The 18,036-nt window shown below is 74.7% G+C and carries 15 protein-coding genes; 13 read left to right on the top strand and 2 right to left on the bottom strand.

Translation table 11 applies throughout. The annotated features are described in order from the left end of the window. On the top strand, positions 1–947 hold a 947-nt coding region (locus BI06_RS06150; protein ID WP_051740304.1), incomplete at its 5' end, for a C45 family peptidase. Between the two features lie 125 nt (positions 948–1,072). Here BI06_RS06150 and BI06_RS06145 read toward each other — a convergent pair. Then, a complete protein-coding gene (locus BI06_RS06145) occupies positions 1,073–1,870 on the bottom strand; it encodes an MHYT domain-containing protein (RefSeq protein ID WP_051740303.1) in 798 nt (265 codons plus the stop codon). A 485-nt stretch (positions 1,871–2,355) separates the two neighbouring features. Here BI06_RS06145 and BI06_RS06140 point away from each other — a divergent pair, with 485 nt between their 5' ends. From BI06_RS06140 to BI06_RS06100, 9 genes are all read left to right on the top strand, one after another. Beyond that, entirely contained in the window at positions 2,356–2,985 is a 630-nt protein-coding gene (locus BI06_RS06140; protein WP_043465576.1) for a TetR/AcrR family transcriptional regulator, read from the top strand. Between the two features lie 128 nt (positions 2,986–3,113). Beyond that, the gene (locus tag BI06_RS06135; protein WP_043465573.1) at positions 3,114–4,031 is read left to right on the top strand and encodes a LysR family transcriptional regulator; all 918 of its coding nucleotides are present in this window, start codon (positions 3,114–3,116) and stop codon (positions 4,029–4,031) included. A 213-nt stretch (positions 4,032–4,244) separates the two neighbouring features. Next, positions 4,245–5,342, top strand: a complete 1,098-nt coding sequence (locus tag BI06_RS06130; RefSeq protein ID WP_043465571.1) for a vWA domain-containing protein — start codon at positions 4,245–4,247, stop codon at positions 5,340–5,342. Between the two features lie 318 nt (positions 5,343–5,660). Next, positions 5,661–6,425: an AfsA-related hotdog domain-containing protein gene (locus BI06_RS06125; protein ID WP_030395489.1), complete on the top strand. Its 765-nt coding sequence runs from the start codon at positions 5,661–5,663 to the stop codon at positions 6,423–6,425. Further along, entirely contained in the window at positions 6,422–7,090 is a 669-nt protein-coding gene (locus tag BI06_RS06120; protein WP_051740302.1) for an isoprenylcysteine carboxylmethyltransferase family protein, read from the top strand. The genes BI06_RS06125 and BI06_RS06120 overlap by 4 nt, the downstream gene beginning before the upstream one ends. Beyond that, the gene (locus tag BI06_RS06115; RefSeq protein ID WP_233290024.1) at positions 7,087–7,821 is read left to right on the top strand and encodes a nitroreductase family protein; all 735 of its coding nucleotides are present in this window, start codon (positions 7,087–7,089) and stop codon (positions 7,819–7,821) included. Before BI06_RS06120 ends, BI06_RS06115 begins: the two co-directional genes overlap by 4 nt. Beyond that, the gene (locus BI06_RS06110) at positions 7,818–10,769 is read left to right on the top strand and encodes a PEP/pyruvate-binding domain-containing protein (protein WP_051740301.1); all 2,952 of its coding nucleotides are present in this window, start codon (positions 7,818–7,820) and stop codon (positions 10,767–10,769) included. The genes BI06_RS06115 and BI06_RS06110 overlap by 4 nt, the downstream gene beginning before the upstream one ends. After that, a complete protein-coding gene (locus BI06_RS06105; RefSeq protein ID WP_051740300.1) occupies positions 10,766–12,019 on the top strand; it encodes a cytochrome P450 in 1,254 nt (417 codons plus the stop codon). The genes BI06_RS06110 and BI06_RS06105 overlap by 4 nt, the downstream gene beginning before the upstream one ends. Continuing rightward, entirely contained in the window at positions 12,016–13,020 is a 1,005-nt protein-coding gene (locus BI06_RS06100; protein WP_043465569.1) for a hypothetical protein, read from the top strand. Before BI06_RS06105 ends, BI06_RS06100 begins: the two co-directional genes overlap by 4 nt. A gap of 109 nt (positions 13,021–13,129) precedes the next feature. Here the strand turns inward: BI06_RS06100 and BI06_RS06095 are convergent, their stop codons facing one another. Beyond that, entirely contained in the window at positions 13,130–13,816 is a 687-nt protein-coding gene (locus tag BI06_RS06095) for an aspartate/glutamate racemase family protein (protein ID WP_030395483.1), read from the bottom strand. A 225-nt stretch (positions 13,817–14,041) separates the two neighbouring features. Here BI06_RS06095 and BI06_RS06090 point away from each other — a divergent pair, with 225 nt between their 5' ends. The 3 genes from BI06_RS06090 (at position 14,042) to BI06_RS50360 (ending at position 17,798) form a co-directional block, all read left to right on the top strand. Continuing rightward, on the top strand, positions 14,042–15,208 hold the full coding sequence (locus BI06_RS06090; RefSeq protein ID WP_043466310.1) for a 4-hydroxybenzoate 3-monooxygenase: 1,167 nt from the start codon (positions 14,042–14,044) through the stop codon (positions 15,206–15,208). Between the two features lie 107 nt (positions 15,209–15,315). Beyond that, positions 15,316–17,097, top strand: a complete 1,782-nt coding sequence (locus tag BI06_RS06085; protein ID WP_082558294.1) for a methyltransferase — start codon at positions 15,316–15,318, stop codon at positions 17,095–17,097. Positions 17,098–17,216: 119 nt separating this feature from the next. Beyond that, positions 17,217–17,798: a hypothetical protein gene (locus BI06_RS50360; protein ID WP_043465567.1), complete on the top strand. Its 582-nt coding sequence runs from the start codon at positions 17,217–17,219 to the stop codon at positions 17,796–17,798. Positions 17,799–18,036 lie beyond the last annotated feature (238 nt).

Here is an 18,036-nt window from a genome sequence, read left to right as displayed (position 1 = left end):
CCCTCGACGCCGTCGGGGAGTTCCGCCCGGGCGCCCGCGCCGAGATCGAGGGCATCGCCCACGGCGCCGGGCTCGACCCCTGGCGCCTCGCCGCCCTCAACGCCCGGACCGAGATCCTCGCCCGCAGCGCCACCGTCCCGCCGGGGGAGTGCACCACCCTGGTGCGCCGGACCACCGAGCCCCCCGCCGACACCGGCGGCACCGGTGGTCCCGCCGAGCCGGTGCGCACCTTCGGCGTGCAGACCTGGGACTGGCACGTCGAACTGAGCGCCCACTGGCACACCCTGGAGTCACGGGGCGGACGGCACACCGTCGTCGGCCTCACCGAGGACGGCATCCTCGGCAAGGTCGGGATCAACAGCGCGGGTCTCGCCCTGCACTTCAACATCCTCGGGCACGCCCGCGACGGCGTCGGCGGCGTGCCGGTGCACGTCCTCGCGGCGGTGGTCCTCGCGGAGGCCGGTAGTGTCGCCGAGGCCGTCGACCTGGTCCGCTCCGCTCCGCTCGCCTCCTCCGGCTCGTTCGCGCTCTTCGACGGGACGGAGGCCACCCTGCTCGACCTCAGTCCGGCCGGTGTGTTCGCGGTCGCCCCGGACGAGCGCGGCCTGCTGGTGCGCACCAACCACTTCCTGACACCGGTACCGGCGGCGGAGGAGAAGTCCTGGCTCTACCAGCCGGACTCGGGCGAGCGCCACGACTTCGTCCGCGCCCGGCTCGCGGGCCTCCGTCCGCTCCCGGACACCTCGGCGGCGCTCGCGCGCTGCCTGGTCACCGGTCCCGGCGAACCACCCGTCACCTGCCTGCCCGACCCGGCCGAAGCGCTCGGCCGCCGCTGGGCGAGTCTCGCCACCGTCACCCTGGACCCGTCGACCCGCACCGCGGCCGTCCTCGACGGCACCCCCGCCGACCTCGGCACCCGCCCCTGGCGCACCCTCACGGCCGTCTGACGCGGCACGGAACGCGGCCCGGCGCAAGGAACGGACACGCCGAAACGGCCCGGCCACGGGAGATCCCCGCGGCCGGGCCGTCGACGTCACACCTCCCGGCCGTCAGAGCCGGGGCCGGGGGCCGGTCAGCCCTGGCGCTCGAACAGCGGCACCCGGACCGGCTCCGGCCGGTCCTTGTCCAGGCCGGACAGCGAGGCGTCGTGCGGCGACAGCATCAGCGCGATCCCGCCGAGCGAGAGCAGGACGAGGACGGCCACCGCGAGCGGGGTGATGAACTGGGAGGCGGGCAGGCCGCCGACCGGGGTCCGGCCGTCCAGCACCACCGACACGGCGGCCATGCCGGTGTAGTGCATCGCGACCACCGCGACACCGGCGATCAGCGCCGAGGCGAGCGAGGCCAGCATGCCGGTGATGTTGAGGGTCATCCACAGCGCGGTGGCGGACGCGGCGATCGCGATCGCGATCGAGCCGGCCACGGTGAGGGTGTCGTAGGACACCTGCCCCTGGACGTGCATCGCGGCCATGCCGAGGTAGTGCATCGCCGCCACGCCCAGGCCCATGACGGTGCCGCCGACCAGCAGGGTGCTCGGGCGCCGCGGCCGGTAGCCGACATAGAGGATGCCGAGGCCGCAGACCACGATCGCCAGCAGCAGGCTGCACAGCGTCAGGGGCACGTTGTAGAGGATGGTCGAGCCGCTGACGGTGAAGCCGAGCATCGCCAGGAAGTGCATGGTCCAGATGCCGCAGCCGATCTCGGCGGCGCCGAGCAGCAGCCAGCCGAGCCGCCTGCGCGGCGGCAGGTCGAGGGCCCGGACGGTGCAGCGCAGGCCGAGCGCGGCTCCGGTGCAGGCGACCAGGTAGGACAGGACCGGGTTGAGCCAGCCGTAGTGGAAGCCGTCGATGACGGCGTGGTGGGGGTGCATGAGATTACCTGAGCTGACGTTTCGTTGATGGACGCGCACGGGAACGGCCCGCGCGGGGCCACGGTCCGGTGCGGGGTTCCCGCGCGCGGTGGTGCGGGCGGGACGGGTCGGCGACCCGGTGCTGCCCGTCCGGCGTCGAGGGTCACGGACGGCGCCACGGGTGTCGGCAGACGGGAGGAGGGTGCGCGGAAGAGGCCTCATGGGCGGCCGCACGCAACGGGAGGCCTTCTGCCGGGCCTCACGTGCGGGTACATACTATCTGCCCGCCGGGGTCAAGATCTCTTGGGGGTCGACCTCGCGGATCTTTGGTGAAGACCCGTCGGCCCGCTCCTCCCCGCCGTGCCGCGCGGCGGCCTCGGCGGCCTCGCCGGGTCGGCCTGGGTATCCTCGTCCTCCGGTCGTACGGACCACCGGTCCGTTTAGTCGGCGCGGATCCGGCGCGCCCGTGCACGGATCCCGGGCCCGCACAGGAGGGGAGCGGACGCATGTCGGAGCACAGGTCCCGCAAGGACGCCGTCCGCAACCGGGAGGCCGTTCTCGCGGCCGCCGACGCCCTGTTCGCCCGGCGGGAGAACGCCGAGGACGTCACGATGGCCGAGGTCGCGGCGGCGGCCGGCGTCGGCAAGGGCACGCTGTTCCGGGCCTTCGGCGACCGGGCCGGGCTGCTCCGGGCGCTGTACGAGGCCCGGCTCGAACCGCTCGGCGCCGCCGTCGCGGCCGGGCCGCCGCCGCTCGGGCCCGACGCCTCGCCGGCCGAGCGCGTCCCCGCCCTGCTCGACGCCCTGCTCCGCTTCAAGCTCGACAACCGCGCGCTGGCCCTGGCCCTGGAGGACGGCGACGCCGGCCCGTACCGGACGGAGCACTACGCGCGCTGGCACGCCCTGCTCCGTACGCTGCTGGAGCGGATCCCGGTCGCGGCCGACAGCGGCTTCACCGCCCACGTCCTGCTCGCCGCGGTCCGGGCCGACCTGGTCGAGCACCTGGCCGGGCCGGGCGGCCTGGGCCGGGAGGAGCTGAGGACCCGGCTGGCGGAGCTGGTCGGTACGGTCCTGACGCCCGCTCCGCCGGGCTCGGCAACGGGAGCGGGGCCGGGGCCGGGACCCGCCGAGGGCTGAGCGGTCGGCCGGCCGACCGGCCGTACCCGGATGCGGTGTCATCGGGGTACTGTCCTCTCCGCGCCCGCCCGCCGCACGCCGCCGGGGAGCAGGGCGGCGGCACCAGCGCGGACCCGGGGGGAACCACCATGCTCGACGTCAGACGGCTCACCATGCTCCAGGCCGTGGCCGAGCACGGCAGCTTCAACCGCGCCGCCACCGCGCTGCTGCTGACGCCCTCCGCCGTCTCCCAGCAGATCGCGGCCCTCGAACGCGGCCTCGGCACCGTCGTGGTGGAACGCTCGACGCGCGGGGTGCGGCTGACCGAGGCGGGGCGGCTGCTGGTCGACGCCGCCGTCGCGGTGGGCGCCGAACTGCGGCACGCCGAGGAGCGGATCGCCCGCCTGGGCGCGGACCGGCCCCGGCTGACGCTCGCCACCTTCACCAGCGGCGGCCGCCACCTGCTGCCCCCGGTGCTGGCCCGGTTCGCGGCGGCGCACCCGGAGGTCGAACTGCGGATCGTGGAGCGCGAACCGGAGGACAGCCTCCCGATGGTCCGCGACGGCAGCGCCGACCTCGCCCTCGCCTACCACTTCGACGGGCCGCTGCCCGTCGTCCCCGGCGACCGATCCGGCCTGGAGTGGACGCCGCTGATGACGGACCCGCTGTCGGTCGTCCTGCCCGAGCACCATCCGCTGGCCGGCCGGGACGTCCTCGACCTCTCCGAACTCGCCGAGGACCCCTGGGTGCTGGGCTGCGCCAAGACCGAGGCCTTCCTGCGCCGCCACGCCCTGATGGCCGGTTTCGAACTGCGGGTGGCGGGCTCCACCACCGACTACTTCTTCGCCCGCTCGCTGGTCGCCGCCGGCGTCGGTGTCTCCCTCGTCCCGCAGGTCGCCCTCGACCCGCCGCAGCCCGGCACCCGGGTCGTCCCCGTCACCCCGCCCCGCCCCGCCCGGCACTTCGGCCTCGCCCTGCCCTGCCGTCGCCGGCCGCGCCCGTACGCCGACGCGCTCGCCGCCCTGCTGCAGGAGCGCGCCACGGGCGCCGCCGTCGGCCCGGCCTGATATCCCGCCCCGGAGCTCCGACCCGACAGTCCGACCCGACAGTCCGACCCGAATCCCCGACCCGATTTTCCGGTTTGCTGCCCGGGTCCGACGCCCGGCGCGATTCCCCGGCCGCGGGCGCCCCCGGTCCGGCGGAATTGTCAGTGCCTCCCCATAGGGTTGGAACAACGCCGAGGGGAGCGCCGGAAAAGGCGTTGGGAAAAGGGGAGAAGAATGTCCACGAACAGGATCGACCACAAGGTCAACCACGTTTCGCTGGTGGTCGACAAGTCCGGCTCGATGCGCCAGCACGAGCAGCAGCTGGTCCGGGTCGTGGACGAGTTCGTGAAGGGCCTCCAGGAGGAGTCCGACCGGCTCGGGCACGAGACCCGGATCAGCCTCTACGCCTTCGACCACGAAGTGCGGAACCTCGTCTGGGACATGGACGTCAAGCACCTGCCCTCCCTGAAGGGCCTCTACCGGGTCGACAACGGCGCGACGGCGCTGATCGAGGCGGCCGTGAAGTCCGTCGACGATCTGAAGAACATCTGGGAGGGGTACGGGGAGCACTCCTTCCTCCAGGTCGTCGTCACCGACGGGGAGGAGAACGCCTCCGGCTGCTCCGAGAGCGGCAAGATGCACATCCGTATACCGGGCGCCAAGGGCAAGGCCGTGCTGCGCGGTTGGATGGAGCGGATCCACGGGGCCATGGCCGGGCTGCCCGACCACTGGACTTCGGCGATCCTGGTCCCGAATTCCCTGGCCAAGCGCACCGCCCAGGAGTACGGGTTCCCCGCGGGCAATATCGCGATCTGGGACGCCGATTCCAGCAAGGGTGTCGAGGAGGCGATCGGTACCGTCAAGTCCGCCGCCACGAGCTTCCTCCGCGGCCGGGAGAAGGGCGTGCGGGGCACCAAGAACCTCTTCACCATGGGCCAGGACCTAAGCGCCGCGGTGGTCACCGCCGAGCTCGACGCCCTGGACGCGGGTGCGTACGCCCTGGTCCCGGTCGACCGGCCGCTGCCCATCCGCGAGTTCGTCACCGGCGCCGGGCACACCTACCGGACGGGCTGTGCCTTCTACGAGCTGTCCAAGCGGGAGCGGATCCAGGGCGGCAAGCAGCTCGCCGTCGCGGAGAAGGACCCGGCCACCGGGCGGATGACCGGCAAGGTGTTCTCGGGTCCGGCGGCCCGCCGGCTGCTCGGCCTGCCGGCCTCGGAGGCCACGGTCAAGCCCGGTGACAACCCCGCCTACACCGTGTTCGTCCAGTCGACGTCCGTCAACCGGAAGTTGGTGCCGGGTACGGAGTTGCTCGTCATGCTGCAGCCGTAGTCGGACCGGACCCGGCCCGGAGCGGCGGCCCCCGCGTCCCGGGCCACCCCGGGGCAGGTGTCCGCGATGGGGTTTTCGGCCATCGCTGCGGGTGTTTTTGGTCGCGGGCGGGGCCCGGTCGGGGTGTGGGCCGGTCCGGGTTGCTCGGACAGGTGATCGATGGTTACCTCGGTCCTCGTGACCTCGCTGGTACCAGGTGTCTCATATGGAACTGACGTTCCATCGGTTCATGACAGTTCGTCAGAAGACTTCCGGGGGGAGGGATTCGACCAAAGAGATGGGGTTCCGTCCGTAATTGTCGGCGGATCGGGTCCGGGGTTGGTCGTCCCGGTGGTGGTGGACGAGAAGGACCTCTGCTTCTTCGATCATCCGCTCGACCATGTGCCCGGAATGGTGCTGGTGGCGGGAGTCCTGGACGTCCTCGGGGCCAGGGCACCGGAGTGGGTCGACGCGGATGGTGGCCGGTTACGGCTCTCGATGAGCTTCGACCGGATGTGCGAGCTGGATTCCCCGGTCTGTCTGAGCGGCGGTCCGATCGCGGCCGACGACGGACCGGCCTGGGAGTTGGTGGCGCTGCAGGACGGCGAGGCCGTCAGCCGGGCCTCGATCCGCTTCGGCGGGACGTGGGCCCCGGCCGGCCGGGAGGGTGCGGTTCCCGCCGATCCGGCGCTGGTGCACCGGCACCGGCCGGAGAACGTCCTGCTGGGCGAGGCGGTGCGGGTGGAGCGGGCCGCGGTACTGGTGCCGCCACCGGGCCACCGGCTGGCGGGCGCCGGGGTGCACACCCTGGGCGCGCTGGTCGAGTCCGCCCGGCAGATGGCGACGATGCTCGGCCACACGGCCCACGGGCGGGACTCGGACGCGCAGATGCTCTGGCTGTCGCTGGAGGCGGATCTGCCGACCGGCCTGCCGATCGAGGTGCCGCTGGAGTTGTGGTGGGAGTTCGCACCGGCGCGCGGGGCGCGCGCGGTGTACGGGTTCGCGGTGGTGGATGCGGAGAGCGGCGAGGGGTACGGCCGGTTGGAGATCGGCGTCCACACCCTCAGCCGCGCGGGTTACTTGAAGCGGAGGTCGGCGAAGTGAGCGGGGCGGAACAGGTGACGGGCACGGGCTCGTCGTGGGCGGTGCGGGCACCGCAGTTGTTGTTCGTGGTCGCGGTGATCGCGGTGGCCACCGGGCTGGTGGTCCACCTGCGGCACGCGGGCGAAGGGGTGGACCTGGTGGCGGCCGTGCTGGCCGCCTGTTACCTGGCGTGGCTGGCGGTCGAGATCCCGGTGACCTTCCGGACCTCCGGCTCGGCGCCGCGCGAGTCGGCGTCGCTGCTGTTCTACGCGACGGCCCGGATCGCGACGGTGTCCGCGGCCGTGCTGGGACCGCTGCCCTGGGACGAGTGGTCGCCGCTGCTGCTGCTCCCGGCGGCGGTGTTCGTCGGCGGGGTCGTGCTGCGGCAGGTGGCGATCCGCACGCTGGGGCGGTTCTACTCGCACCATGTGACCCGGCAGACGGACCACCAGGTCGTCACCTGGGGCGTCTACCGGTTCATCCGGCACCCCGCCTACGCGGGCATGCTGTCGGCGCACGTCGGCTTCGTGGTGTTCTTCCTGAACCCGCTGAGCGTGGTGCTGCTGGTGGTGCTCGCCGGTGCGATCACCTTCCGCATCCGCACCGAGGAGCGGATGCTGCTGAACATCCCCGGCTACCGCGACTACGCGGCCGGGCACTCCCGCCTCGTGCCGGGTCTCTGGTGAGCGCCGCCGCCCGCCCGCCGCGGGTCGGGGTGCCGACGACGCCGGACGAACTGCTCACCACCACGCGTTCGGTTCGGCTGCGGCTGGACCTGTCGCGCCCGGTGGACCTCGACCAGGTCCGCGAGTGCGTGGAGATCGCGCTCCAGGCGCCCAACGGCGGCAACACCCAGCGCTGGCACTGGCTGGTGGTGACCGAGGCCGGGCTGCGCAAGCGGATCGCCGAGGTCTACCGGCGGTCCTTCGAGGCCCGCTACCCGCCGCCCGCCGCCGCCGGGGAAGCGGCGGCGGTCGGCGTCCCGACGGGCGGGGCCCCGGCCGCCGGGGCGTCCGCCGGCGGGGTGTCGGACCGGATGCTGGCCGGCGGCCGGCACCTGGCGGAGCACCTGCACGAGGTGCCGGTGCTGGTGATCCCGTGCCTGGAACTCGGCAGCCGCCCGCTCACGGCGGCCAACCAGGCGGGGGTGTGGGGCTCGCTCCTCCCCGCCGCCTGGAGCTACATGCTCGCCGCGCGCGCCCGCGGCCTGGGAACGGCGTGGACGACGGTGCACCTGGACGCCGAACAGGAGGTCGCCGACCTCCTCGGGCTGCCGGGCGACGTGCGCCAGGGGGCCCTGATCCCCACCGCGCACGTGTTGGGGGACGGATTCGGACCGGCGCCGCGCCGGCCGGTGGACAGCGTGCTGCACCTGGACGGCTGGGGCGGCACGGGACGGAGTGGTGGGGGCGCATGACCGAACTCGTGGTGACCGCGGCGACGGACGGCGGCGAGATGCTGGCCGACGCCGCCCGGGTCGGGAACAAGTTCGCCCGGCAGGAGGTGCTGCGCCGGGCCGGGTTCCGGGTGCCGGAGTTCTTCTGCCTGCCCGCCGCCGCCTTCGACCAGGCCCTGGACGCGCTGCGCCCGTCGCTGCCGGCCGAGCCGGCGGACGGCGCCGACCGGGCCGAGGTGGAGAGCTGGTGCGCGGCGGCCCGGGAGGCCCTGGTCGGCGCGCGGCTGCCGGTGACGCTGGCCGAGCGGATCCGCAAGGAGTTCGCGGCCGTGGCCGGACCGGAGGGCCTGGTCGCGGTGCGTGCGTGCGTGGTCCCGGCCGCCGCCGGTGCGGATGACGCCTCCGGTGCAGCCGATGCCCCGGAGGCGTCCGAGGCGATCGGCGAGGACAGCGCGGTCGACCCGTTCGCCGGCATGAGCGACAGCTTCCTCTACGTCGACGAGGACGGCCTCGAGGACGCCGTCCTCGGCTGCTGGGCCTCCGCGTTCAACCCGCAGGCCGTGCGCTACCGGACCCTGCGCGGCCTGGACCCGCTGCGGGCCCGGGTGGCGGTCGGCATCCAGCGGATGGTGCTCGGCACCCGCTCGTTCGTCGCGTTCACCCGCGACCCGCGCGACGGCGCGGTCCTCCGGGTCGTCGCGGCCGCCTACGGCATCGGCGAGGGCGTCGTCCAGGAGAAGGCGGACATCGACCACTTCTTCCACGACCCGGCCACCGACGAGGTGACCGCGCGGACCGTGCGCAAGCAGTGGTCGATGGGCCTGCCCGAGGGCGCCGCCGCCGGTTCGCCGGCGCTCCTGCCGGTGGCCGCCGAACTCGCCGAGGTCCCGGTGCTGGACGACGGCCAGGTGCGCGAGGTGGCGGAGCTGGCCGCGAAGGTGGAGGAACTCTTCGGCGTCCCCCAGGACATCGAGGGCGCCCTCACCGAGGACGGCGCGGTCCACCTGCTCCAGGCCCGCCCGCTGGTCACCGCGCCGCCCACGGCCGGCACCGCCCCGGCGGCCGGTGCCGCCACCGCCACTGCAACCGCCGCTGCAACCGCCACCGCCGCGACGGAGGACCCGGGGACCGCCCAGGTCTACTGGGGCAACCACAACATCACCGAGAGCTTCCCCGGCGTCTCCGGCGCGCTGACCTTCTCCCAGTCCCGCGAGTTCTACCGCCGCTCCTTCGCCGACCTCTACCGGCGGATGGGCGTCCCCGAGTCCTGGGTGCGGGACAACGCCCACCGCCTCGCCCGGATGGTCGGCTACCTGGAGGGCCAGGTCTACTACCGGCTGGACGACTGGCACGCCCTGCACGGGCAGATGCCGATGTTCGAACTCGTGCGCCGCGGCTGGGAACAGGCGATGGGCATCACCGGCCCCGCCCGCGGCGAGCGCCGCTGGGCCGCCCCGGCCGTCGCCCTGGCCCTGCCCCGGCTGGCCTGGCGCAGCGCCCTCCACCCGTGGCAGGTGAAGAGCTTCCTGCGCTGGTGGGACCGGCAGATGGCCGAGGCCGAGACGATCGGCGACTCGCCGGAGGAACTGATCGCCTTCTACCGGCGGCTCTGGGAGCGCGCCGGCGAGCGCTGGGGCGTCACCCTGGTCAACGCCTTCATCGCGCTCGTCGTGCTCGGCGCGGGCAGTGTCCTGCTGCGCCGCTGGACCGGCGAGGGCCCGCAGGTCCTGGTCGGCCTGATGGGCGGCGGGCGGGAGAACCGCTCGCTGGAGGCGGTGCGCGCGGCCATGGGCCTGGCCGAACTCGTCGGCGCCGTCCCCGAACTGCGGGCCGCTGTGCTCGACGACGCGAGCGACCCCGAGCAGCTGTGGCAGCAGATCGTCGAGGGCCAGCACGGTGCGGCCGTCGGCGACGCGGCGCGCGGCTACGTCGCCCGCTACGGCGACCGCGCGCTGCACGACCTGAAGCTGGAGGAGCCCACGCCCCGCCAGCGCCCGTGGACGGTGCTCGCGCTGATCCGCCCGCTGGTGCGCCAGGGCGCGACGGTGGCGGCCAGCCGCGCCGACGAGCAGGCCGCCGCCCGCAAGGCCCGCGAACGACTGCGCGAGGTGCTCCCGAACCCGGCCCGGCGGGCCGTCCTGCTCGGCGTCACCTCCCTCGCCCGCGACCTGGCCCGGATCCGCGAGGACACCCGGTTCTGCCGCACCCAGCTGTTCGGGCTGTCGCGCGACGTGATGTGGCGGCTGGGCGCGGAACTCGCCCGCACCGGCGTCCTGGACGACGCGCTCGACGTCGCCGACCTGACCGTGGAGGAGGTCATCGGCGCCTTCGACGGCACCGGCACCGTGACCGACCTGCGCGCCCTGGTCGCGCTGCGCCGCACCCAGCGCGAGCGCTGGGCGAAGAACCCGCAGCGCCCCGCCCTGCTGGGCACGCCCGCCGGACTGCCGCTCGCCCGGGCCCTGCCGAGGGCGAGCGCGGTGGGCAAGGCCGCCGCCGCCGACGACGGCCTGCTGCGGGGCATCGGCTCCAGCGGCGGCGTGGTGCGCGGCCGGGCCAAGGTCGTGCTGGACCCGTCCACCGACCCGGACCTCGCCGCCGGGCGGATCCTGGTCGCCCGGGAGACCGACCCGGGCTGGCTGTTCCTGATGATGTCCGCCACCGGCATGGTCGTCGAACGCGGAACCCTGCTGTCCCACACGGCGATCACCGGCCGCCTGCTCGGCGTCCCCACCGTGGTCGCCGTCCCGGGCGCCACCACGGCGATACCCGACGGCGCCTGGATCGAGATCGACGGCGCGGCCGGGACGGTGCGGCTGCTGCCGCCGTCCGAACAGCCCGAGGACCCCGAGGAGTCGGGGGAGCCGGGGGAGTCGGACGCAACCGCCCTGACCACCCGGACCGCCCCGACCGACGCAACCTCCCCTACCGACGGAACCGCCAGCACCGAGAAGGGCGACAGGACATGACCGACGACCCGGCCCGCTTCCCCTTCCCGCCCGCCGGCGACGTGCGCCCGCCGGACGCCTACCACGACGTCCTGCACGCCCGCGCCCCGCACCCGGTGCAGCTGTCCAGCGGCCAGCCCGCCCTGCTGGTCACCCGGCACGAGGACGTCACGGCCGTGCTCGGCGACGACCGCTTCAGCCGGGCCGGCTACACCGAGCTCGCCCGCCCGCTGTTCGCCCGCAAGACCGAGTCCGTCCTGCTGGCCACCGCCGACGCGCCCGACCACACCCGGCGCCGGCGCGCGATCCTCCCGGCGTTCACCGCCCGCCAGGTCCGCCTGCTGCGGCCGCGCCTGGAGGCACTCGCCGAGGAGCTGCTCGACGACCTGACCGCCGGTGCCACCGCCGGCGAGGCCGATCTGGTGGGCGGCTTCACCGTGCCCTTCCCGATGCGGGTCATCTGCGAGGTGCTCGGCGTCCCGCTCGACGACAGCGCGATGCTGCGCGCGGAGGTGGACATCCTGATGTCCACCTCCGGTCACACCCGGGAGGAGGTCGCCGCCGCCCAGGCCCGGATGGACGACTACTTCACCGCCCTGGTCGACGGCAAGCGGCGCGCCGCCGAGGCCGGCACCCCGGCCGACGACCTGCTCACCAGGCTGGCGCTGCGCCCGGACGACGACCCCGAGCAGCGGCTGTCCGAGCGGGAGGTGGTCTCGCTCGGCTCGGGCATGCTGATGGCCGGCTACGAGACCACCGGCAACTCCTTCGGGATGTGCGTGCTGCTCCTGCTGCGCCACCCCGACCTGGTGAAGCGCCTGCGCGCGGAGCCCGAGCGGATCCCGGCGGCGGTCGAGGAGATGCTGCGCTTCAGCTCCCTCAACAACACCGGCGGGGCGCCGCACCTGGTGACCGAGGACACGGTACTGGGCGGCTGCCCGGTGGCGGCCGGGCGGATCGTGGTGCCGCTCACCGACACCGCCAACCGCGACCCGGCCGTCTTCACCGACCCGGACGCCTTCGACCCCGACCGTTCGGACGTCGGCTCCCACCTCGCCTTCGGCTACGGCCGTCATCTGTGCCTGGGCGCCGAACTCGCCCGGGCCGAGCTGCAGATCGGCGTCCACGCGCTGCTGCGCCGTTTCGATGTCCTGGAACTCGCCGCCACTGAGGACGAGTTGGACTGGCGGCGGACGATGTTCATCAACGGCGTCTGGCAGTTGCCGGTCCGCTGGACGGCGGCCGGTGCCGCGGAGGGGCGGCCGGTGTGAGCCCCCCGGCCGCCCGGCGCGCCACGACGGGGCCGGAGGCGGCCACCGTGCCGGAGGCACCGGCCCCGACCACCGACCCGGGCCCGCTCGCCGTCCGCCTCGGCGCCTTCCTGCGCGGCAGCTTCCCGCTGCCCCTGTCGCTGGTGTTCGCCGGGGTGTGGGCGGTGGGCGCCACCGGGCTGTTCGCCGCCGCCGACGCGCGGGTCGTGGACTGGCGGCCGGGCTGGGGCACGGTCGGGGCCGCGCTGACCGTGCTGGTCGACCTGCTCCTGATGCGGGCCGCCGACGACCTGCGCGACCTGCCGTACGACCGGCGCCACAACCCGTCCCGTCCGCTGGCGCGCGGCGCCGTACTGCCGCGCGACCTGTACCTGCTGTTCGGCGCCGGGGCCGCGTTCCTGCTCCTCCTGAACGCCGGCAACCGGGCCGCCCTGCTGCTGATCGCGGCCCAACTCGGCTACACCGTACTGCTGGTGGGCGCCGAGCTGCGGTTCGGGTGGCCGCGCGGCGATGCCGTCGTCACCGGCGTCCTGCTGAGTTCCCCGGTGCAGGTGCTGCTCAACCTCTACCTGTACGCGGTGTTCCTGCACGACACCGGGCTGGACGGCGACACCGTCGCGCGGGCCGGGAAGCACGTGCTGCCGCTGCTGGCGGTGATCATGCTGGCCGCCACCCACCACGAACTGGTCCGCAAGGTCGTCCGCGAGCCGGGCGCGCACGAGCGCACCTACGTCCGGGTCTTCGGCCTGCGCACGACCGTCGCGCTCGCACTCGGCTCCGCGGTCGCGTCCGCCGCGGTGTCGCTGGCGGTGCTGCGGCCGTGGACGGGCGGACCGGCCGGGTGGGGCTGGCTGGCGCTGCTGCCGGTCGCCGTCGCCGCCCTCGCCGCCCGCCGCTTCGACCGGACCGGGGCGGCCCGCTGGCCCGTCGGGGCCGTGGTCGGCTACCTGCCGGCCGTGTTCGTCTGCCATCTGCTGATCGGCCTGGGGGGCACTTCGTAAGGACCGAGCACCTGTACAACGCGCCCCGTCCCGGCCGTCGCCGGGACGGGGCGCGGCACTCCGCTCGACCGGGCGGGCCCTCTCCGTCGGGTCGAATGCGGCACCCCCCTCACAGCGCGGCGGTGACGGCGGCCTCGGCGTGGATGCGGGTGGTCGGGAACACCGGGACCGCGCTGTCGCCATGCCCCACCAGGAGCTCGATCTCGGTGCAGCCGAGGATCACGCCCTGCGCGCCCTCCGCGACCAGCTCGGCGATCACCCGGCGGTACTCGGCCCGGGACTCCTCGCGGACCACCCCGAGGCACAGCTCCTCGTAGATCACCCGGTGCACCAGGGCCCGGCCCGCCGGGTCGGGGACCAGGACGTCCAGACCGTGGGCGGCCAGCCGGTCCCGGTAGAAGTCCTGTTCCATCGTGAACGCCGTGCCCAGCAGGCCGACCCGGGTCACCCCGGCGGCCAGGACGGCCGCCGCCGTCGCGTCGGCGAGGTGCAGCAGCGGGACGGACACCGCGCCGGCCACCTGGTCGGCGACCTTGTGCATCGTGTTGGTGCAGATCAGCAGCAGCTCCGCGCCCGCCGCCTCGACCGCGCGGGCGGCGTCGGCGAGCAGCCGGCCCGCCGCCTCCCACTCCCCGGCGGCCTGGAGCCGCTCGATCTCGGCGAAGTCCACCGAGTAGAGCACGCACTTGGCGGAGTGCAGGCCACCGAGCCGGTCCCGGGTGAGTTCGTTGAGGAGGCGGTAGTAGGTCGCGGTGGATTCCCAGCTCATGCCGCCCAGCAGGCCGATGGTCTTCATCGCGCCACTCTGCCACGGCCGCGGAGGAGGCGGCGAACCGGACCGCGGGCGGACGATCGGCGTCCACGACCGGAAAGGAAGCATTGTCACCTTATTCACCCGTGAGGGTGATTTACGTCGTTTCATGTATCCGACGGTGATTATGATCCATTTCCTGTGACCGAGCGTCAGAACTTCTTGAACACCGACAATCCGGGCAACGGCACGGCTGACCGGACCACCCAGGTGGTCGTCCTCGGCGCGGGCCCGGCCGGCCTGGTCCTCGCCAACCTGCTGCAGCGGGCCGGCATCGACTGCGTCGTCCTGGAACGCGCCGACCGGGCCCGCTTGCACAGCCGGGCCCGGGCCGGCTTCCTCGCCGAGAACACCGTCCGGATCCTGGACCGGCACGGTCTCGCCGAGGGCCTGCGCCGCCACGGCCGACCCCACGCCACCTGCGAGTTCCGCACCGACGACGGCAGCTTCCGCCTCGACTACGCCCGGCTCGGCCGGGGCGAGCGCCACACCGTCTACCCGCAGCAGTACCTCGTCGCCGACCTGCTCGCCGCCTTCCTGGACGCCGGCGGGCAGATCCGGTTCGGCACCGAGGCGCTGCGGGTGCTCGACGCGGACGGCGACCGCCCGACCGTCGAGGCGCGAGGGCCCGACGGGGAGCCCCTCCGCTGGCGGGCCCGGTACGTCGCCGGCTGCGACGGCCGGCACGGCGCCGCCCGCCGCTCGCTGCCGCCCGGCACGGTCGTCCACCGCCACGACCACGGCCTGTCCTGGCTGGGCCTGCTGGTCGAGGCGCCGCCCAGCCTGGACGCGGTCGGCTACGCGGTGCACGAGCGGGGCTTCGCCGGCCACATGGCCCGCACCTCCGACATCACCCGCTACTACCTCCAGTGCGAGCGCGGCACCGCGCCCGAGGACTGGGACGAGGACCGCGTCTGGCACGAACTGGACCTGCGGATGCGCGCCGCGGAACACGGCCCGCTGCACCGGGGGAGCGTGGTCGCGCGCACCGTCGTCGACCTGGAGAGCGACGTCGTCGAACCGCTGCGCCACGGCGCCCTGCTGCTCGCGGGCGACGCCGCGAGCATGCCCACCCCCTCGGCGGCCAAGGGCGCCAACCTCGCGGTGCTGGAGGCGGAGCTGCTCGCCGCCGCCCTCGTCGACGAACTCGCCCACGGCGACGGCCGGGCCCTGGCCGACTACTCCCGGCGCTGCCTGGAACACATCTGGCGCGCGATGGAGTTCTCGCACTGGATGGTCCGGCTGCTGCACGCGGCCCCCACCCCGCAGGGCGTCCCGTCGGGCTTCGACGCGGGACTCCGCCGCGCCCGGCTGGAGGCGCTGCGCACCTCGCGCGCCCAGCAGGACTGGTTCGCCGAGAACTACGTCGGCCTCTGAGCCGCGCCCCTCACCGCACTTTCCCGAGCCCCCGAGGGCTCACCGTTCCCCGTCGGCCCACTGAGCAGCACCGGCCGCGAGCGCACCGCACCGAGGACACCCCTGCCATGACCACTCCCGCCATGACCGCCACGGTTACCGCCATCGGCGCCGACGAGAACACCGCCGGCACCCCCGACGACGGCGCCCGCCTGCGCGCCGCCGCCGACTTCGTCCGCCACCACGACACCGCCACCCTCCTGCCGCTCCTCCTCCCCGGCCTCGCCGGACCGCAACTCCACGCCCTCACCCGCCACCTGTCGTTCGCGCACGCCGCCGTGCTGGTGTTCCCGCCCGACCCGGCGACCCTGCGCGCCGAGCTCGCCGCCTGCGGCCTGGCCGCCGACACCCCACCGCTCCCCAGCTCCGTCGTCCGCGACCGGCTCGCCGCCCGCCACCGCCGCGACGCCGCCGGACTGGACGTGTCGATCCTGCGCCCCGGGGTGCGTGCGGCGGACGGCACCCGGCGCGCGGTCGAGGTGTTCGCGCTGACCGTCCCGCCGGGCTCGGACCTGCGGCCCCTCGCCGAGCACGAGCGGGCCCACCAGCACGAGGCACACCTCGCCTTCGAGGTCCTGCGCCCGGAACCGCTGCTCCTGCGCGGACTGTGCGCCCTGCTCGCCGACCGGGGCGCCGCCCCCGACGGCGGCGGCTACAACCCGCACGAGAACGGCACCGTCCTCTACTTCACCGCGCCCGCCGCCTCCCTGGCCGGGTACCGGCGGGTGGAGCTGTACGCGCCCGGCGACCACCGCGACGTCCTGGCCCGCCACCTGGCCGACGGCCCGGCCGCCCGCCCGGCCGAGCAGTCCGGCACCCGCCCGTCCACCGACCAGCCTGCGGAAACGCTCCTGCGCCTGCTGACGGGGGCCTGGGCCACCCAGGCCCTGGCGGCCTGCGCCCGGCTGCGCCTGCCCGACGCCGTCCCGCCGGGGGAGCCGATCGACCGGGCCGCCCTGGCCCGCCGCACCGGCACCGACCCCCGCGCGCTGGCCACCCTGCTGCGCTACCTCGCGATGCTCGGCGTGGTGACGGCCGAGGGGGAGCGCGTCCGCCTCACCGAGGTCGGCGCCCTGCTCCGTGAGGACGCCCCGGCCTCGATGCGGCCGCTCGCCCTGATGTACGGCGGGCCGTTCTACCGCTCCTTCGGTGCCCTCGACCACACCGTGCGCACCGGCGAGACCGCCTTCGACCACCTGTTCGGCGAGAACCACTTCGACCACTTCGCCCGCGACCCCGAGCTCGCCGACCTGTTCGACCGCTCGATGGCCGCCAGCACCCGGATGTTCGACCCCGTCCCCGCCCACCCGGCCCTCGCCGCCGCGGCCGCGCGGCCGGACGGCGGCACCGTCGTCGACGTCGCGGGCGGCAACGGCGAACTCCTCGCCCGGGTCCTCACCGCCCACCCGGGGCTGCGCGGCGTCCTCCTGGAGCGCCCGCACGCCGTGGACGCCGCCCGCCGCACCATGGCGGAGGCGGGCTGCGCCGACCGCTGCAGCTACCGGGTCGGCGACTTCGCCGACGTCCCCGCCGGGGGCGACGTCTACCTGCTGTCCCGGGTGCTGCACGACTGGGACGACGACCGCTGCCGCGCCATCCTGCGGCACTGCGAGCGCGCGATGCCCGCGCACGCGGACCTGCTGATCGTCGAACGCCTGCTGCCCGCCGACGGATCCGCCTCGCTGGCGACCGCCTGGGACGTCCACATGATGTGCAACGTCGGCGGCCGCGAGCGCCGCGCCGACCACTACGCGGACCTCCTCGCCGCCGCCGGCCTCGACCTCCTCGCCCACACCCCGCTCCCGCTCGACGCCGCCCTCCTCCACGCCCGCCGGCCCGAGCGTCGGTAGCGGGCAGCGACGGTGCGGCTGCCGGAGGGGTCTCTCCGCGGGAGGTTCGCCCGCGAAAGACGCTAGTCTGTCGGCCGCACCGTCCATCTGATCATGCATTACACGGGGGTTCCTTCGTCATGCCCGTTTCCAGGAGACTGCTCGCCACGGCTCTGGTCGCGACCGCCGCGTTCGGTCTGGCCGCCTGCGGTCCGGACAACTCGCCCGACCAGAGCGCCAAGGGCACCACCGCGCCGCCCGCCGCCGCCGCGCCCGCCACGTCGCCGGCCACCGCGCCCGCCACCAAGGGCGCCGCGCCGGCCACCGCGCCCGCCGGGTCCGCCTCCGACGAGCCGGAGGGCTTCTGCACCCACGCGCCGCTGCCCGCCGGCCAGAAGTGGATCTACCCGGTGAAGGGGACCAGCACCACCACCCTCGCCTACCGGGACACCAAGGACGCCTGCGGCGTCAACGACGTGTCCTTCGAACCGGTCGGCGCCGACCGGACGGCGGCCTTCGCCCCCACCGCCAAGGGCCACCTCAGCTCGGTGATGGCGGCCCCGAAGGACGTCGACCTGGCCGGTGTGGTCAAGCACATCAACGAGTGCCTCGCCTCCCCGCACAGTGAGAAGGGCTCGTACCCCTGCTCGGCGGGCGACTACAAGGTGGCCGTCGACGCCTCCGGCAAGGTCACCGAGCTCTGGGAACGCGCCCACTCCTGACGGGTGGACATCCGGGAACGACGAATGGAGACCTCTTGACCGGGCCGACCGCACGCGTAGCACCGGCGATCCTGGCGCTGCTCGCCCTCACGGCGGGCTGCGCCTCGTCTCCGTCACCGTCCCCGACTCCGGCCCCGGCCGTGAGCACGTCGTCCCCGGCCGCGAGCACGCAGGCCGGGGACGACAACGCCGCCCCGCCTGCCGGGGCGGCGTGGCGCCCGAGTGCCGCCCTGTCCGG

Source organism: Kitasatospora sp. MBT66, from assembly GCF_000710405.2.
Classification (GTDB): domain Bacteria; phylum Actinomycetota; class Actinomycetes; order Streptomycetales; family Streptomycetaceae; genus Kitasatospora; species Kitasatospora purpeofusca.
Note: the sequence above shows the minus strand (reverse complement) of the source record. Positions and strands in the feature narration are given on the sequence as shown.

What these genes read in the sequence shown, in the direction of transcription:
- BI06_RS06145 (WP_051740303.1), bottom strand. Translation starts at nt 1,870, where the DNA reads ATGCACCCCCACCACGCCGTCATCGACGGCTTCCACTACGGCTGGCTC.
- BI06_RS06140 (WP_043465576.1), top strand. Translation starts at nt 2,356, where the DNA reads ATGTCGGAGCACAGGTCCCGCAAGGACGCCGTCCGCAACCGGGAGGCC.
- BI06_RS06135 (WP_043465573.1), top strand. Translation starts at nt 3,114, where the DNA reads ATGCTCGACGTCAGACGGCTCACCATGCTCCAGGCCGTGGCCGAGCAC.
- BI06_RS06130 (WP_043465571.1), top strand. Translation starts at nt 4,245, where the DNA reads ATGTCCACGAACAGGATCGACCACAAGGTCAACCACGTTTCGCTGGTG.
- BI06_RS06110 (WP_051740301.1), top strand. Translation starts at nt 7,818, where the DNA reads ATGACCGAACTCGTGGTGACCGCGGCGACGGACGGCGGCGAGATGCTG.
- BI06_RS06105 (WP_051740300.1), top strand. Translation starts at nt 10,766, where the DNA reads ATGACCGACGACCCGGCCCGCTTCCCCTTCCCGCCCGCCGGCGACGTG.
- BI06_RS06095 (WP_030395483.1), bottom strand. Translation starts at nt 13,816, where the DNA reads ATGAAGACCATCGGCCTGCTGGGCGGCATGAGCTGGGAATCCACCGCG.
- BI06_RS06085 (WP_082558294.1), top strand. Translation starts at nt 15,316, where the DNA reads ATGACCACTCCCGCCATGACCGCCACGGTTACCGCCATCGGCGCCGAC.
- BI06_RS50360 (WP_043465567.1), top strand. Translation starts at nt 17,217, where the DNA reads ATGCCCGTTTCCAGGAGACTGCTCGCCACGGCTCTGGTCGCGACCGCC.